General features: G+C 57.1%; 14 protein-coding genes and 1 pseudogene. 7 read left to right on the top strand and 8 right to left on the bottom strand.

The genetic code is table 11. From position 1 onward, the window contains the following. Positions 1 to 538: 538 nt before the first annotated feature. Both LB565_RS18630 and LB565_RS18635 read right to left on the bottom strand, forming a co-directional pair. On the bottom strand, positions 539 to 2,509 hold the full coding sequence (locus tag LB565_RS18630) for a B12-binding domain-containing radical SAM protein (RefSeq protein WP_224586502.1): 1,971 nt from the start codon (positions 2,507 to 2,509) through the stop codon (positions 539 to 541). An 808-nt stretch (positions 2,510 to 3,317) separates the two neighbouring features. Further along, the gene (locus tag LB565_RS18635; RefSeq protein ID WP_318012172.1) at positions 3,318 to 4,157 is read right to left on the bottom strand and encodes a DUF692 family multinuclear iron-containing protein; all 840 of its coding nucleotides are present in this window, start codon (positions 4,155 to 4,157) and stop codon (positions 3,318 to 3,320) included. Between the two features lie 524 nt (positions 4,158 to 4,681). Between LB565_RS18635 and LB565_RS18640 the strand changes: the two genes are divergently transcribed. Together LB565_RS18640 and LB565_RS18645 are read left to right on the top strand one after the other, a co-directional pair. Then, the gene (locus LB565_RS18640) at positions 4,682 to 5,389 is read left to right on the top strand and encodes a DUF433 domain-containing protein (protein ID WP_224586506.1); all 708 of its coding nucleotides are present in this window, start codon (positions 4,682 to 4,684) and stop codon (positions 5,387 to 5,389) included. After that, the gene (locus LB565_RS18645) at positions 5,367 to 5,783 is read left to right on the top strand and encodes a DUF5615 family PIN-like protein (RefSeq protein ID WP_224586508.1); all 417 of its coding nucleotides are present in this window, start codon (positions 5,367 to 5,369) and stop codon (positions 5,781 to 5,783) included. The genes LB565_RS18640 and LB565_RS18645 overlap by 23 nt, the downstream gene beginning before the upstream one ends. Before the next feature lie 9 nt (positions 5,784 to 5,792). On the opposite strand, the gene LB565_RS18650 is transcribed toward LB565_RS18645, so the two are convergent. Beyond that, complete coding sequence (locus LB565_RS18650; protein WP_224586521.1) at positions 5,793 to 5,939, bottom strand: hypothetical protein; 147 nt, start codon at positions 5,937 to 5,939, stop codon at positions 5,793 to 5,795. Between the two features lie 601 nt (positions 5,940 to 6,540). Between LB565_RS18650 and LB565_RS18655 the strand changes: the two are divergent. Then, positions 6,541 to 7,726: pseudogene (locus LB565_RS18655) on the top strand (IS3 family transposase). Here LB565_RS18655 and LB565_RS18660 read toward each other — a convergent pair. The 3 genes from LB565_RS18660 to LB565_RS18670 all read right to left on the bottom strand — a co-directional run bounded on the left by LB565_RS18660 (position 7,639) and on the right by LB565_RS18670 (position 9,218). Next, entirely contained in the window at positions 7,639 to 7,908 is a 270-nt protein-coding gene (locus tag LB565_RS18660) for a hypothetical protein (protein WP_263488544.1), read from the bottom strand. The pseudogene LB565_RS18655 and the gene LB565_RS18660 sit on opposite strands and share 88 nt — an antisense overlap. A gap of 733 nt (positions 7,909 to 8,641) precedes the next feature. Continuing rightward, complete coding sequence (locus LB565_RS18665; RefSeq protein WP_224586692.1) at positions 8,642 to 8,890, bottom strand: conjugal transfer protein TraD; 249 nt, start codon at positions 8,888 to 8,890, stop codon at positions 8,642 to 8,644. 1 nt (position 8,891) lies between these two features. Next, entirely contained in the window at positions 8,892 to 9,218 is a 327-nt protein-coding gene (locus tag LB565_RS18670) for a conjugal transfer protein TraD (RefSeq protein WP_224586522.1), read from the bottom strand. Positions 9,219 to 9,393: 175 nt separating this feature from the next. On the opposite strand from LB565_RS18670, the gene traA reads away from it, so the two are divergent. Further along, on the top strand, positions 9,394 to 12,429 hold the full coding sequence (gene traA, locus LB565_RS18675) for a Ti-type conjugative transfer relaxase TraA (protein ID WP_224586524.1): 3,036 nt from the start codon (positions 9,394 to 9,396) through the stop codon (positions 12,427 to 12,429). Positions 12,430 to 12,558: 129 nt separating this feature from the next. Further along, complete coding sequence (locus LB565_RS18680; protein ID WP_224586526.1) at positions 12,559 to 12,762, top strand: helix-turn-helix transcriptional regulator; 204 nt, start codon at positions 12,559 to 12,561, stop codon at positions 12,760 to 12,762. On the opposite strand, the gene LB565_RS18685 is transcribed toward LB565_RS18680, so the two are convergent. Then, positions 12,753 to 12,983 (bottom strand): transcriptional regulator, encoded by a 231-nt coding sequence (locus LB565_RS18685; protein ID WP_224586528.1) that lies wholly within the window; start codon positions 12,981 to 12,983, stop codon positions 12,753 to 12,755. The two genes, LB565_RS18680 and LB565_RS18685, sit on opposite strands and share 10 nt — an antisense overlap. Before the next feature lie 135 nt (positions 12,984 to 13,118). On the opposite strand from LB565_RS18685, the gene LB565_RS18690 reads away from it, so the two are divergent. Continuing rightward, complete coding sequence (locus LB565_RS18690) at positions 13,119 to 13,694, top strand: hypothetical protein (protein ID WP_224586530.1); 576 nt, start codon at positions 13,119 to 13,121, stop codon at positions 13,692 to 13,694. A 248-nt stretch (positions 13,695 to 13,942) separates the two neighbouring features. Here LB565_RS18690 and LB565_RS18695 read toward each other — a convergent pair whose 3' ends face one another. Continuing rightward, positions 13,943 to 14,704, bottom strand: a complete 762-nt coding sequence (locus tag LB565_RS18695; RefSeq protein ID WP_224586532.1) for a hypothetical protein — start codon at positions 14,702 to 14,704, stop codon at positions 13,943 to 13,945. Positions 14,705 to 15,818: 1,114 nt separating this feature from the next. On the opposite strand from LB565_RS18695, the gene LB565_RS18700 reads away from it, so the two are divergent. Further along, positions 15,819 to 16,184: a hypothetical protein gene (locus tag LB565_RS18700; protein ID WP_224586535.1), complete on the top strand. Its 366-nt coding sequence runs from the start codon at positions 15,819 to 15,821 to the stop codon at positions 16,182 to 16,184. Positions 16,185 to 16,223 lie beyond the last annotated feature (39 nt).

Here is a 16,223-nt window from a genome sequence, read left to right on the forward strand (position 1 = left end):
ACAAGAAGCTCGCTCTGCGCCAAGCCGCATGACCAGCCTCGTGGCCGCCCCTTTTGCAGAACTTGACGCACACAACCAGGCGCCGATTGCTACGATAGCTCAGTGGTAGAGCACTCCCTTGAGTATTCATGACCTAAAACCGGCATTTTTCGTCACGATTCGAACCGCTTGGCTGACTTCCTCCAGATGAATGGTGTAAGCTCTCGACACCATTTCGGCGCGGAATGGTTACAAGCCAGCCGGCCTTCTTTCGAGGGGACTTCTTCCCGAACACTTGTCGATCATCTTCGACCCGGAATCGCCGTGCGCGTGGTGGGTCATGAGGACCTGGGTTGAGTTCCACCGGCCCTTCTTGGTCGCCAAGTCTATCCTGTGTGGACGGCCATCTCGGTAGCGAAGCTATGCCGGCCCGGCTGATGGGTCGCAAGGTGGTATGCCGGCGGCGTCGGTGATCGCGGGACCGGAAGGGGCAGGTCACCCCAACGCACGCGCCAAGCGATTGTCTCCTCGGCCGTGGTCCAGACCGCTAAGACTAAATTCAAGCTCCGGCGTTGCCCGAGAGCGCTCGCGATGCTAGCAGACTATCAAACTCTAGAAGACCAAGCTCTCTGAGAGTGAACATGCCCTCCAGCACGGTAGTTCCCATGCCCGCGTCGCGGAACAAACATGAGAACTCGCTAAACGAGATGGAGCTTTGTAGACTTGCGAGAATGGTCGCCCAAGTGGGATTGACGGCAAAAACGTCAACTTGGACACCGTCCCGCTCCTTTGTTCGAACAAGCCAGTCGGAAAGTTCTCCATAGCTCTCTTTTGGAACACAAGCACTAGCCAGAGCTTCCGCGACCTTGACCGGGTTGTGACAGGCTCTCAACAACGCAACGCCCTCGGGTAAAGCAACTGGGCTCTGCAGGGGCACTTCACTAAGAAACACTTGTTCTCGGCGCTTTCGCAACATGGTTATCCCCACGGAGTTTAGACGGAAAGCACTCAACAGAACATCACGCTCTCCGAACCTGCATCTGATAAATTCGATCAAATCAGTCTCAGATACTGAGTTCCAATCCAATCGATCGCTCCCCCATAGGACAAACTCCTCCACTAACTTGCTCAGACGGCCGTCAAACCGACCTAGCGCCATCCTAGCGACGCCGCTGCCCAGTTGGCCCAGAAGGAAAACAACCTGAACCGCCGCCTTTGCGCGTTCGCGAGAGCCAACCGATGGATAGTAATAGTAAGTGCAAAAAATATCAGGATTATGCGACACGATAGACTCGTCATCGTCCTCAAGAAGTACTGCGTTAAAGTCCGTTTGGAACCAATCCCTCCTAACATCCCCGCCCATCAACCTATATAGTTCCGTTCCCGGCTCCGGCGTCAGCATGTGTAACTGAACTGTTACGTCGTCACCAAAGCACAAAATACACTCGCCTATAAGGTCGATCGTGGCGTTCTGACCTTCATCCTCCTCCTCAGGAAAGCCTATAATAAACGAGGCAGTTGGGGATATGCCGAGGCGTATCGATTCCGCAAGCGTGGGCATGAGAAGATGGAGGTCGAGCCTTTTCTTGGATGTACGCTGCACTACGTCCGCGCCAGTCTCAATACCATAGTAGATCATGTCGCATCCGGCAGTAGCCATCTCTTTGAGAAGATCAGCATCGACGCAATCGATACGTGCCGAGCATCCCCACTTTACATCGAGATCGCTTACAGCCTCACAGAACGACATGACCTTTTTCCTATTCACCGTAAAAAGATCATGCGTCAATGAAAAACATGAGATATCGTAGGTATCCTTTAGCCGCCTTAGCTCACTAACTAACACCGCGGGTGACTTCAAACGGTACTGCCTACCAAAAAACTCTGCGGTCGAACAGAACGTGCAATTGAACGGGCACCCGCGCCCCGCCTCTACTCTCAAGCGGCGCACACCAGCGTTCACAACCGGGCACAGATCGTATGCAGGACTCGGGAGACTGTCCAATTCGACTACGGACGGCGCACCTTTGTTCGAGACCACGTCTTCGTTCTTCCGCCAAACAACACCGGGCAGGCCGTCGAAGCTTCCCGCTCCTAGGCCATCTATGACTTGGCTTATCACCGCTTCACCCTCGTGGCGAACCACGAGGTCAAATTGTGGGAAGCGCGAGAGAATTTGCTCGCCGAGAATTGTGGCGTGAGGTCCACCGAGAATGATAGGTAGCTTCGGCAATTGGGCCTTGAGGTAATGAGCAACCTTCAATGTAAATATGAAACTGCACCCCAACGACGTAAACCCAACCACATCGGGTTGAAGATCACGAATATATTGTGCCATGTTTTTATAAAGACTGCCATCAAGACGCATTGCCTTAGATTTAACTAAGTACTTAGGATCGACGATAAGTGGCTCGTGCCCATTCTGTCGAACAATTGCAGACAAGGAGATTAGGCCCAGATGAGGCTGTGCGTCAAAAGAGGAAAGGTCTCCGCTGGGTATCAGCAGGTTGTCAACGAACACGACTCGCATGGGATCTCCAATTTCAGTCCCCCGAGGGCTTCCGAGATCGCTTCGTAGCACCTGATCACATCGCGCGCGGCAACAGGCTGCCCGATCTCGCGCGAAAGCGCCGCGGATATACCTTCGACTGACGTCTTCGAGTTCACAAAACTTAACAAGAAGTTGGTAAGTTCGTCCACTTGATAGAGGCTAACGTGGCAAGCGTTTTTCTGCCTTACATAAATATAGCACGTTGACGCGTGGTCAGCGGGTGGAGGTGGTCGACCTTGGTCGACCATCTGCTCAAGTTGCTGCGGGTGCCATCGTAGTAATGTAGAGCAAATTCGTCCGCGAAACACCGGAGAGACAAAGGCATTTAGCTCGTCAAAGTTAATAGTGCTTCGAACCGAAATTAAACACTCCTCGTGAGAGATTACGTCCAACAAAAAAAGGTGTAAGCTGGTTCTTGGCCGTCCATTCAAGTATCGGATGAGGCTGCTGACAAATGCCCTTCTTCTATCTGGCAGTGGAAGGGGGCGCTGCGTTTCCCACAGATTATTAAATTCTGTGGAATAGTAAGTAAAAAAGTCTATTTCAAGGCCTGCGACATGCAGGGCCTGCATGGTGAGTGGAATTATGTCATACAGTTGATTGTGACGCACCTTTGCAATATGCCCAGAAAATTGCTGAATTCGTTTCAAGTTTTCTTCGCCGAATGGGTAGCAGGACAGTTGCAACACTATTGCGTGCCGTCTGTCATTCCAGGAGTCGTTAAGGTAATTCGGATCTCGTAGGAGCGCCGCGAGAAGCGCGTGCGCGTCTCGTTGGCGCATGCCCGTCACGAAACTAACTCACGGACTCGGCGTATCTTCTCCAGAAGAGCGGATTCGCTGAAGTGGGAGTGCCAGTTGAACTCTAAAGTCACTGCCTCGGGAGCCGCCCGTTCAAACAGAGCAGCCAGGAGTGAGTAAACGGGCTCGGGAGCCTCTATACCGTGATTGTCCCAGAACGTCCCATCCTCAACGCTGACCCCTGACACATGAACTTCGACAACCCGGCTCGTGGGGTACTCGTCTAAGAGCGCCATCGGGGACTGCTTGAAGTTACGAGCGGTTATGTAGAGATGAGCTAGATCGAGAAGCAGGCCAACGTCTGTCTGACTGACTAAGCGAGATAAAAATTCGGTTTGGGACATAGTACTTCCCGGAACCACAAAGTACTGCGGCGGATTCTCCAATATAATCCGTCTCTCAAAGTTCTCCTGCAAACCTTTGAACGTTGAAATGCATCTCTCAAGAGACTCCTCACTAAATTGGGGACAAATCGTGTAGTCGGTATTAACTATTTCGTTTCCATCATCATCAAACCGATGCGCTGAGGTGAACGCCAAATGTTCTCCAATCCAAGGCGTGTCAACCTGCTCTGCTAACTCGCGAATGCGATCCAGCGTGCCCCTCGTTGGCGCTACATCTCCGCCCACAGACATGCTGGAGCAGTGTAGAATGATCGGAATCGGTAGAGATTCCGCCAACTGCTCGCTAGCTCGAAGCCGCTCGAATGGCACCTCCACGTAGTCCACCCTATCGGGATCGCGTGAGATAAGGGCACCGATCTGGGGACTCCAGGCTAAGCCCACGCGGGCTCTCATTGGACAGCCGCTACCGTGCTTAGGGCGCATAACTAATCTTGAGTGTCGACAACCATACTGATTGCCTTACCGCCGTTTCCGATCTCGGACTCTCCGACCTTCATAACCTTGATCTTGAGGTCGCCGCCCCTCTGGAGGCATTCTATAAGGGCAGATCGCTCGTCGTGGCCAAGCGACTTGGACGTCGTGAGAATAGTTTTGCCGCGCTCTTTCGAGACCATTTCTTCGCTCCCTAAGTATCCCATCGCAAAGCGACTATAGCACACGCCGATGCTTGGTTAAAGGCGATGTCAGTCAGCTGATGAGTGAGGCATGCCATACCTTCGAGGCCGACCGGCCCGGGCATGTCCGACAACCTCGCCGAAGAAATCATTGCGACAATCTCGGGATCATAGCGACGCTTGAAGCGATCATAGCGCGTGCGGAAGCTGGCGACTAAGAATTGCCGACACGCCACTGGTAGGCGTCAAACGAACATTTTCCTTGAATGCGGAACATTCCGGTGATAAAACTCTTCCCCATTCAGGGAATGGTTTCCTTGAAGGAGCTAAGTGATGAACCATGTCTGCATGAACGAGGAGAGGAATCCTAGTGCAAGTGCTGCGCGCGCTTTGCTGTCGCTGAAGGAGGTCGTGACTCTTGCCGACGTGTCCGAAAAGCGCGTGCGAAAAGATATCGAAAGGGGGGTGATTGTAGAGCCAAGAATTACGCGTCTGACCGACGCTCGCATAGCATTCCCTTGGAGCTATGTTGTTTCCTTTGCGGCGGTATATGGGAATGCCCATCTGGATGTGGAAATGCGAAGGGTGGCGCTGTCTAAGCTTGACCGTCTGATTGATGGGTCTTGGTTTAAGGCCAACCCGGACGTATGCGTGAAGTTCACTCGGAGGGCGGCTGCATCCTGCGATTATATGCACGTCGATATAGACAAATACGTCACGCTGGACATGGGTCGTGTCCTGCATCAAGTCGCGCCACGTCTTAACCTCTATTATTGCGGATTCGACCGCATAGAAGAGCGAGATGATGTTCTCGGGGGGGAAGCCGTATTCAAAGACTCTCGATTGTCCGTGAACCACATCGGAAAGATGGTGGAAAGCGGTGAGCCGGTGAAGAATATCCTGGAGGACTACCCATATTTGAATGAAGATGATGTGAGGTTCGCACATCTTTATTATCGCGCCCATCCGATGACAGGTCGGCCCCGCGCGAGCGATAGCGACGACGAGGCTGACAAGCATGCTGAAATTGATGTTGGATGAAAACATCTCGCCCGCTTTGAGTAAGCCCCTGTGGGAGATGCAGGTCGATACGACCAGCACTCGCGATAGGGGCATGCTCAAAGCTCCCGATCATGAAGTGTGGAAAGTCGCTCAAGACGAGGACCGGTCCGTTGTGACCATCAATCGTGGCGATTTCGAAAGGCTGGCCCGTTTGACGCCACGCCATGCCGGATTGGTCCTTATACCGAGCGGGCGAGGTCGAGACGGCCAACTTGAATTTATCCAGAGCGTGGTTGAAACGGCACGCTCAGAAAACGCAATATTGCCTTCGTTGCGGGGACGTATTTTCAAAATCGCCGAGGATGGCCAGATTTTCATTGAGCAGACGCAAGAGCCGCAACCGGCAAAGGTCGTGCTGCGGGTTGTGAGCTAGGCCGCGCCTCTATAGCGTCCAGCGCCGTGGCCGGCCATCGTGCAGGGTCATGTCCTTGTTGTTCAACAGCGATGCGCTTACAGCGGTGCAGGTCGTCCCGCTCGCTTTAATGCCCTTGGAGCGGAACAAGGCCAGCGCGATCTCTTCCGCGCTCATAGGCGCTGTTGCCGTCCTGAGAACGTCCAGCGCGCCCGGATGACAGCCCGCGAGAAGGCGGTGGCGCCTAGCGGGCTCAGCCTATAGCCTATCGTTCCCTTTTGTCCATTGGCAACGCCCTGCTCGGCCAGTCCAATTGCGAGAAGATGGCCAATCATCGGCTGCGCGAGACCCACCATCGATCCGATCGGATCATAGTCTCCAGCCCTGCGAGCCAATATCCTTTCACCTCGCACGGGGGAAGGCCTTCGGCAATCATCATTGCTTGTCGATCGACCATTGTTCTGGCCGGAGTGGATAGGACTGTTGGATGGACATCAAAGCTTGCCGCGCCGGCCCGGGCTCGGGATGGAGCCCTCCTCGAGAGGCAGCGATCATTCCGGAAATAGCTGATTTGAGCCTTTCGACGGCTTCTCCGTCACCTTTCGTCCGTCGCGGATCAAACTCCAGCGACGATTCTATCCTCTGGACGGAATCCACCGCGACATCGCCTCGTCGAGCGGCGCCGTCATGTGTGAGCCGTTTGCGCAGGCCTTCTGACCTTGCCCCTGTAATCTAATCCGGTTTGAAGTTCGTTCTGGCCCATCGAGAGGACCAGGACATGAAGCGCAGCCGCTTTTCTGAAGAGCAGATCATCGGAATTCTGAAGGAGCATGAGGCCGGACGGTCGCCGGTCTGTGTCGAAAACACGGCGTCAGCGATGCTTCGATCTACAACTGGATGGCCCGCTTCGGCGGGATGGATGTTTCCGAGGCTCGGCGACTGAAGGCGCTGGAGGACGAGAACACGCGGTTGAAGCGGCTTCTGGCCGACGCCATGCTCGACAATGCCGCGTTGAAGGATCTCGTGGGAAAGAAATGGTGACGCCCGCGGCCAAGCGGAAAGCTGTCGCTCACCTGAGGGAAGGCTTCGGGATGAGCGAACGGCGGGCGTGTAAAGCCATCGGCTGTTGCCGCATGACGGTTCGCTACGAGACCAGCAGGCCGGACGACCGCGAGGTTCGCGAGCGGATGAAGGCGATCGCGCAGGAGCGTCGCCGGTTCGGCTACCGGCGTCTTCTTGTGATGCTGAGGCGGGAGGGCCTGGTCGTGAACCACAAGAAGCTGTTCCGGCTCTATCGGGAGGAGAAGCTCGCCGTTCGTCGCCGTGGCGGCCGCAAGCGGGCGATCGGGACCAGGGCGCCGATGCTGGTGCCGCTGCGGCCCGACGAGCGCTGGTCGCTCGACTTCGTATCGGACCAGCTCACCGACGGGCGCCGCTTCCGCATCCTGGCCGTCGTCGACGACTGCACGAGAGAGTGCCTGGCACTCATCGTTGATACGTCTCTCTCGGGCATGCGGGTTACCCGCGAACTGGACCGGCTCATCACCCAGCGCGGCCGGCCGAGGATGATCGTCAGCGACAATGGCAGCGAATTCACCTCCAACGCCATCCTCGCCTGGGCGGATCAGAACCGCGTCGAATGGCATTACATTGCGCCCGGCAAGCCGATGCAGAATGGCTTCATCGAGAGCTTCAACGGCCGACTGCGCGATGAACTGCTCAACGAGACGCTGTTTACCTCGCTGGCTCAGACGCGCGTAGCCATCGCCCTGTGGCGCGCCGACTACAACACCGCGCGGCCGCACTCCCAAATCGCCTGGCAGACACCGGCCGAGTTCGCCACCACCTTCAATCCGCGACGGTCGATCGCGCTGCGCTATGCCAAAGGCTCCGCGCCAGTGACCGTCGCTTCACCCGCCCAGCAGGGCACAACCCACGCCGGAAACGAACTCAAAACTGGATAGAAACTGGGGGCAACGTCAGCGGACTTAAGCCAGGTAAACGACTGCGGAAAATTCGGGTCGGTGCCGAGGCCAGTGAGATAAGCTCGCCCAACCGCGTATTGGGATGCCGCGTTGTTCTTGCGGGCTGCCTCGAGATAATTGACAAACGCACTGGTGGGATCTTTGTCGGTTCCGAGGCCCAATTCGTATGCTGCTCCCAGCCGAAGCTGGGCATCTGCGTTTCCGGAGGCCGCCGCCGCTCTAAGTAGTGCGATACCGTTTGCTTCACATCGGGCGGGGTAGCTCCAAAGACCAGGTGGTCGATGCTCTGAGGACTACGTCCATTCGCATCGGGCATTGGAGAGGGATTCGTGTTAGTGGAGTCGGGCTCATGGAACCCTGACAGCTTGTCGAAAACCGATGATGGAAGTGCCGTCGGCTGCTCACTCCAACCTTCCAAGGACCGTGACGGCACGGCTGTCGTCTGAACCTGTGCCTGCACTCCAAGGGAGATTGAGGTTGAGATCAATATGATTGCAAGGCCCAGCAGGCGCATCGACCCCTCCCCGGAGTTTTCAACGGCCGAGTTTATTTGACTGGAGCAAGATGTCGAGGGATTTCAAGATGTGCGTGATTTGATCGTTAGTGAAGGAAGAAGCACGTAATGGAGTTTGCGCGTTCGAGGCCGCCAGTTGGTAGCACTAGCTGTATTCAGGCGCAGGCCGCGGCTAGTTCCATGGGAGCTTTTGGATTTCAATTCGCACTAGCCCGCCGCGGTTCAATCGCGGCGTAACTGAGCACGATGACGACTAGGCCCTTGAGCGGCTGCAGTGGGTACCCCAGTGTAAAATACTCATTTCACACTGAAGCAGGTTGGTGGCTGGTTCTGACCAATTCAAATGGATGGCTTGCATCGCCGCCGCTTGCCGGCGACCGCTATGTTCGCTGGCTCTTTTGGTCGTCATGACATTCCGATGCGAACGCCAGCTTCCCCATCATCTTCCAAAGGTCGCGCGCATGCTCGCGTTCATGGCTCTGCAGCTTGACGGCGATCCAGAGCAGGGCGCCGTAGATGATGGCGCGATCGTCATTGGTCAGCTCAACGATACCTGCCTTGACGACGAGACCGCCGAGTTCGATCAGATGTCGGGTGCGCTTGCGGCGCTCGAGCTGCCAGGTGCGCATGTCATTGCGAGCCATTGCCGCTTGCTGGCGATTGTGTGTTGCCCGGATGCGCTGGAGCGCCGCGAAGGTTGCGCTGAGATGCCAGAGCAGTTCGCCGGGACCTTCTGTCGAAAAACGTCACCCCACGCTTGGCCCATGCCTCGAGCTTTGCGGCGTCTTTCGTTTCGGCGATCGCGACCAAGGCGCCGGCCAGTTCGTCGGTGCTGAGCTGATCGGCCCCGGTGGCGATCACCAGTTCGCCGAGCTGCTGTACCTTTCGCGTTTTGAGTTCGCGCGCCTTGTCTTCCAGTGCTTTCAGTTCCGCGTCGAAGTCGCGTGGTTTCCGCATGTGCTGTCTCCTATCGATTGTCGATGCGGCGGATGATAGGGGAGCATCTGCCTGAAGGCTTCAGGGTTGCCGAGACAGCCCGGGACGGGCTGGTCCATCCCGAGATTTTTTCGAGGGAGGGCGCGCTTATACGTCGTGCCGACGTGCGCTTTGCCGTGCAAATGATCTGGTCGCGATGGCGATCTATCATCTTCACGTCAAGGTCATTGGCCGCAAGGCTGGCTCGAGCGCTGTGGCGTCTGCCGCCTATCGCTCGGCGTCGCGGCTGCGCGACGAGCGGATCGAACGCACGCATGACTTCTCGGCCAAGCGCGACGTCGTCCATTCCGAGGTGATGCTGCCGGAGAATGCGCCGCAAGTATGGAGCGACCGCGAACGGCTATGGAATGATGCTGAAGCTGTCGAGATGCGCAAGGACGCGCAGTTGGCCCGCGAGGTGGAGTTCGCCCTGCCGCGTGAACTCAGCCGGGCGCAGGGCATCGAACTGGCGCGGGACTTCGTTCAGGCGGAGTTTGTCAGCCAAGGCATGGTCGCCGATCTCAACGTGCATTGGGACAGGGCGAAGGATGGCAGTCCAAAACCGCATGCCCATGTCATGCTCACCATGCGGTCGGTCGATGAGAACGGTTTCGGGGCGAAGGTTCGGGACTGGAACGCTACCCAAATGGTCGAGCGCTGGCGCGAGCGGTGGGCGGAGCTTGCCAATGAGCGCCTTGCCGAACTCGACATCGACGCCCGCATCGATCATCGCAGTTTGGAAGCGCAGGGCATCGCGTTGGAGCCGCAGACCCAGATTGGTGCACCGGCGCAACGCATCGAGGGCAGCGGCCTTGACGCTGCCGGCATTGAAGCCGATCGCGCCGAGCTGCATCGCGAGATCGCGCGCAACAACGGCGCGCGGGTCGTAGCCGATCCATCCGTGGCGCTGGATGCCATCACGCACCAGCAATCAACCTTTACCCGAAAGGACATCGCGAAGTTCGCGCATCGTCACAGCGACGGGCTCGAGCAGTTCAACCGCGTGATAGGCGCGATCAGCAAAGCGCCGGATCTGGTTGAACTGGGCAAGGACGGACGCGGCGAAGACCGGTTCACCACCCGGCAGATGATCGAGACCGAACAGCGCCTGCATCGCGCTGCAGAATTGATGGCCGGGGAAGAGCGTCATGCGGTGAGTGGCGCACATCGCGAGGCTGCTCTAGCGAATGCCAAGCAGCTCGGTCTTGTCCTTTCTGGCGAGCAGACTGATGCACTGGATCATATCACCGACGGCCGCGGTCTTGGTGTCGTCGTCGGTTTTGCCGGAACGGGCAAGAGCGCGATGCTGGGTGTTGCGCGGCAGGCATGGGCTGCAGCGGGCTATGAGGTTCGAGGCGCGGCACTTTCCGGCATTGCCGCCGAGAATCTGGAAGGCGGATCAGGCATCCCGTCACGCACCATCGCCAGCTTGGAACATGGCTGGGGACAGGGCAGGGATCTGCTTACCGCGCGTGATGTCCTGGTGATCGATGAAGCCGGCATGGTCGGCACGCGCCAGTTGGAGCGCGTGCTCTCCCATGCCGCCAACGTTGGCGCGAAGGTCGTGCTGATCGGCGATCCGCAGCAGTTGCAGGCGATCGAGGCCGGCGCTGCATTCCGTTCGATCCACGAGCGTCATGGCGGCGTCGAAATCGAGAACGTGCGCCGGCAGCGACAGGACTGGCAGCGTGAGGCCACGCGCGATCTTGCAACCGGCAGGATCGGTGCTGCGATCGGCGCCTATGACGCGCAAGGCATGGTGCACCCTGCCACGACGCGCGACGAGGCGCGCAGCGATCTGGTCGAGCGCTGGGATCGCGACCGGCGGACAGAACCAGAGGCGAGCCGGATCATTCTCACCCACACAAACGACGAGGTGCGCGCGCTCAACAAGGCAGCGCGCGAGCACATGCGCGCTGCCGGAGATCTCGGCGACGAAGTTCACGTGGATGTGGAACGCGGTGCAAGGAATTTTGCACGCGGCGACCGGATCATGTTCCTTCGTAACGAGCGTGGGCTGGGCGTCAAGAACGGAACGCTCGGCATCGTGGAGGAAGTCGGCAGACAGAGCATGGCCGTGCGGATCGACGACGGCAGATCGGTGCGCTTCGATCTGAAAGACTATGCCCAAATCGACCACGGCTATGCCGCGACCATTCACAAGGCCCAGGGCATGACAGTCGACCGCACGCATGTGCTCGCGACGTCAGGCATGGACGCGCATGGCACCTACGTTGCCCTGTCGCGGCATCGCGACAGGATGGAACTGCATTACGGCAGCGATGACTTCGCAAGCCGCGAACGGCTTGTCCGAACGCTGTCACGCGACCGCGCAAAGGACATGGCGTCAGACTACGAGCAGATCGACCCGGCGCAGACCTATGCCGAGCGGCGCGGTATCACCTTCCGCGAGCGTGTGGTCGAGATCGTGCGCCGGATCGTCCCGGAGAAACTGCGCGACAGGGTCGGCGGGCTGCTGGACGGGTGGCGCTCGCCCGGAGACGTCGAGTCCGGGCTGGAAGGTGCTCGCAGGCCGGGAAGGGAGAATGTTGGAGCGCAGATCGGAGATGCCGGTCCCACGTCTGGAAGAGAAGCTCTCGATAGGGGAGCGCGGCGCGATGCGGATGCGCCGGGGGACGCGGAAGCGGCGTTGCGCAGGGAACGTACCAACGCGCTCTTGCGTCACGCGCGCGCGATCGACGCGATCTTCACCAGCGGAAGTGAGGACGGGCAGGGCAGTCCCGAGCAGATGCGAGAATTGAGGGATGCCCGAACCTCTTTCGAGAAGGTTCGGCCGCATGGCTGGCGCGATGCCGAAACGGCCTACGTCAAGAACCCTGAGCTGGTTCGTGAAGCGGCCGCCGGCAGGGTCAACCGCATCGTGCTTGCCCTCCAGCTCGAAACCGAAATCCGCACCGATCCAGGCCGCCGGGCCGAACGTTTCGTGGAAGACTGGCAAAAGCTGAAAAGGACAAGCGAGCGCCAATACGAGGCCGGCGATATGTCCGCCTACAAGTCAACGCGCTCGGCCATGTCCGACATGGCCAAGCGCCTCGAACGCGATCCGCAACTGGAATCCCTACTCGCCAATCACAAGAAGGCGCTCGGCATTCAGGTCGAATCCGGCCGGCGCCTCGGTGTGGAACTGATGTTCAATCATGGCATCAGCATCGGACGGGGCATCGGGCTGTGACACTCGGCCAATCCGCCGCCGTTTATACGCCACCGGCAGATGATACGACGAACCTGATTGCGCCCTGCATCGGTTCGTCCTGTCTGTCTCAGCGGATACCAGCAACAACCAGTGAGGAGCAGGGGAGCAATGTCCGAGCCGGATCGCATTGTACGCATCAGAACTGTCCTTGATCGGACCGGCCTGTCCCGCTCGACCCTCTATCGCAAGATTACCGAAGGCACGTTCCCGGCTCAAATCAGGATAAGCATCAACGGGGCGGGCTGGCGGGAGTCCGATGTCAATCGATGGATCGCCGATCCTGTTGCATGGCGAAAAGAGCGTCACTTCTGATTGCCAGACAGACGAACGCCAGGGCCGCCGCCATTCTCCGGGATAAATTCAATGCCGGCGCTTTCGAACGCGCTTCTTATCAGATCCACAGTCGATTGCTTCAACGCCTCGCCTCTTTCGAAGCGAACAATCGTCTGGGTCGATATTTTGGCTTCTTTTGAGAGGTCTAAAACACCCCATCCTAATGCAGCCCGAGCCATACGGCACTGCACCGGATTCATAAAATCACCATTTTATGGTGATTTTTGTTGCTTAGATAATGCACTATGTGTAGTCTCGGTTTCACTTGGCGGCCGGATGGGTGATGCAACACCAATCCGGCCTGGCCACGCCAAAGCTGTTGAGGAGCTCGGATCATGGCTGATTCCGACAATAGCACGACTTTGCCTTGCGTCACGCATGGGCAAGGGCAACGGCAGAGGGCGCACGCGGAAGACCGTTTCGACGATTCGGACCCGGCACTGGCGCTGCTCCAAGGCTGGTTGCGAGCACAGCATGTCTCGCAGGTCCTTTGCCGACTTCAACAACGCCTAGAGAGGCGCGTTCTCGATGCTACGGCCTCTGACGCGATGGATAGGATGGTCAGCTATTCGATCGCCTGCCAGGCAGAAGTCGAGGCCACGACCGCTGCCTTGAAGCTTCAAGACAAACTTCCCCACACACAGGCGCAGTCGCTTCTTGGCGTCGTCGCCAAGCTTGAAATCATCGCTGGCGCAGATCGTGACATCGACGATCCTACAGAGTTTCCTTGGCCGCATATCGCTTCGGTACTTGATGACTTGAAGAAAATCGCCGGGAGCCTCCCGCTGGAAAGAACTGAGCGATCCGTCGTTCAGGCGGATTGTAGGCGATATCAAGCGATGGCAGCTGATCTGGTCGGTCTCAACCTGGACTTGGGGCGGGAACCTTTACGTGGCATCAATTCCGCTTAGAAAAAGAGGGCTAGGCTTACGATTCGGTTATTTGGCGCTGAAGCGAATTGGGCGGCGCTTACCCCAATGTAGACGTGGTGTAGGTGTCGATCCGTTTCTGCCGCTTGGACAGAATACCGTTCATGAAGTCGCTTAGTGGATCCTTTTCTTCGGTAATAACTGCGTCTGCCTAACCTCTGGTTGCGGGGTTTCTTAGACCGCTCACCGGGCACTACCCCTGCCGTCAAGAGTGCAACCTCCGCGCGCAACTACCGGCGACCGCTCCTCTTCTTTTTTGCCGTCCTGCTACCGACCGACGCGGCGACTGGTACCGGTGTGAGCGTCGCCGTGGCCGGCCAAACTGCGCCTGCCTTATTGGACGCACATCGGAACGTCTCGATCGGCCATCTTCGGAGGTCCGGCGCGCACATTTCATGCATGGACTGCTTCTTCGCGTCGCCCCATAGCCACGGGTTGGCTCGGAAGCTGTATCGGCCCTCACCATGCTTTTCCTCAAAGATAGGGCGTATTGCGCACTGATTTGGTGGCACCCAGCGGGTATCCCACGATAGAATGACGTCAGAGCGGGTGTAGCGGTCCGGCAGATAGTGGTAGTGCCAACCTACGCTATGATTGTCTCTATCGAGATAGTCCTCGCCGCCGGGGAGCCCTATTAGAAATAGTGCTACCAGCTCCGGCAAGTCATCGACGAATGCGAAACGTCGGAACGGCTCCAGATAACCGCGATGAATTTTACGAATGGCCGCACGCTGCCGAATAACGCCAAACTTCCACGGCCCGCAGTCTGGCTGGAACGCCGGCCGCAGATCTGGCCGCCAATTCGAATCCTTGAGTTTTTGCGCAATATCCTCGACGAGCTGGATAGCCCGATCTTTAGTCGGTCCAATGACAGGCGTCTCTTCCGGAAGGGGACTCCATTCGCCTTCATAAAGTACGATTGGCGGCTCCGTATACCCTTCTGGATGCGGCGCGGTTTCGAAGAGGAAACGGGCAAGAACTTCAGGATTCATTGTTCTGTCTTTGGATTCGGTTTCTCAGTCTTGAGTTACGCTTGCTCGAATTAATGCGGAATATCTTAAAAACTTTGTGCTTCCATCACAGTTTTTCGAACGGCGATGGAGCGTCGACGCGGAGCAACGAGGTCATAGAGCCCTTATCGAGCAGGACGTTCGGTCGATCAATGCTAGTTCATCTCATCAATCTCGATAGAAGCGCCAAGCGGCTGGCTGACTTCCGTACACTGAACGGCCACTTATCCGAGGTTTTGCGGTTTTCGGCGATCGATGGACAACGGCTAAATGTTCCGAAACTGGTTCGTGCTGGCGTGGCCGAGGGGGATATTCTAACCTCATACACTCTCGGCGCCGTTGGGGCAGCGATGTCACATATTGCGCTCTGGGAGATAGCCGTCTCAACAGGCGCACTTGTAACCATTTGGAGGACGATGCGATATTCAATTTTTCTTTCGATGTCCAGGCCCGCACCCTACTCGATAGCCTTCCGCCGAATTGGGATTTTGTATTATGGGGTTGGAACTTTGATGCTTCACTTTGTTTTGAATTCTTGCCCGGAGTGTCCTCCACATTGGGACGGTTCGAGCAAAATAAATTGCGAGAAAATAGCCGAAAATTCCAACAACTGTCCTTGACCACTCGGCCATATCGCCTCAAGTCATTTTTCGGTCTAACTTGCTATAGCGTCAGCCCAAAGGGAGCCGCAGCGATCAAGGCAGCTTGTCTTCCATTGAAACCGCGCGTCCCATGCCCTTCGGTGTTCGAGCTTGAGCCGCCCAATGGTAAATATGCCGACAGTATCGGTATTGATACGGCGGTGAACAGTGTCGTGAGCCAAATTAATTCTTACGTGTGCTTCCCGCCTTTAGTGGTTACGAAGAACGAGCTCGAGTGTTCGACAATCCAGCGAGGTACTTAACCGCAGTTCAGAGCTCCCCAGCTTCCGGTAAGCGCAAGTGGGTACCTGAGAGTTGTCTTTAGGCCGGCGTTATCATTGGTTTGTGTGATGATGCCTATTGCAGCGCGTTCGACGCATTATCCCGATCGGGCCTGCGAAGCTCGCCTGGCCGGCCTTGTCCGACATCAGACACCACCCGGTTCGAGGCCTATAGTGAACAACAATTCCTATGCTGGAATCCGTCAGTTCTTCACGCGACTGTTCTGTGTTTATAGAATTTATTTGACCGCGCCACCTTTAGGTGCCTATCTTGGCAGGTCCATTCTTGATGCACGGGGTCCTAAAATGGAAGACGGTCGCGTAACATCACATAACGCTAACTCCCCAGCTGCCGCAGAGTCGAAACCTGCCGCCGAGGATGTAAAGTCGAAGATCCTCGATCGCATCTCTAAAGAGGTCGAAAAAACTAAGGGTGACAGAAGCGGCCAATTTCAGATCGTAACCGGGGACCCGAAGGCCGGCGAAACCCCGGTATTGGCGACGTACTACAAGGGCGGAAGTTACGTCAAAACCAGCTGACAAATCCGCATCGTCCGAAGCCCATCCTGCTTGAATCCG

Origin of the sequence: Mesorhizobium sp. CA14, from assembly GCF_020165195.1 — a bacterium.
In the GTDB taxonomy this organism is placed as follows: Bacteria; Pseudomonadota; Alphaproteobacteria; order Rhizobiales; family Rhizobiaceae; genus Mesorhizobium.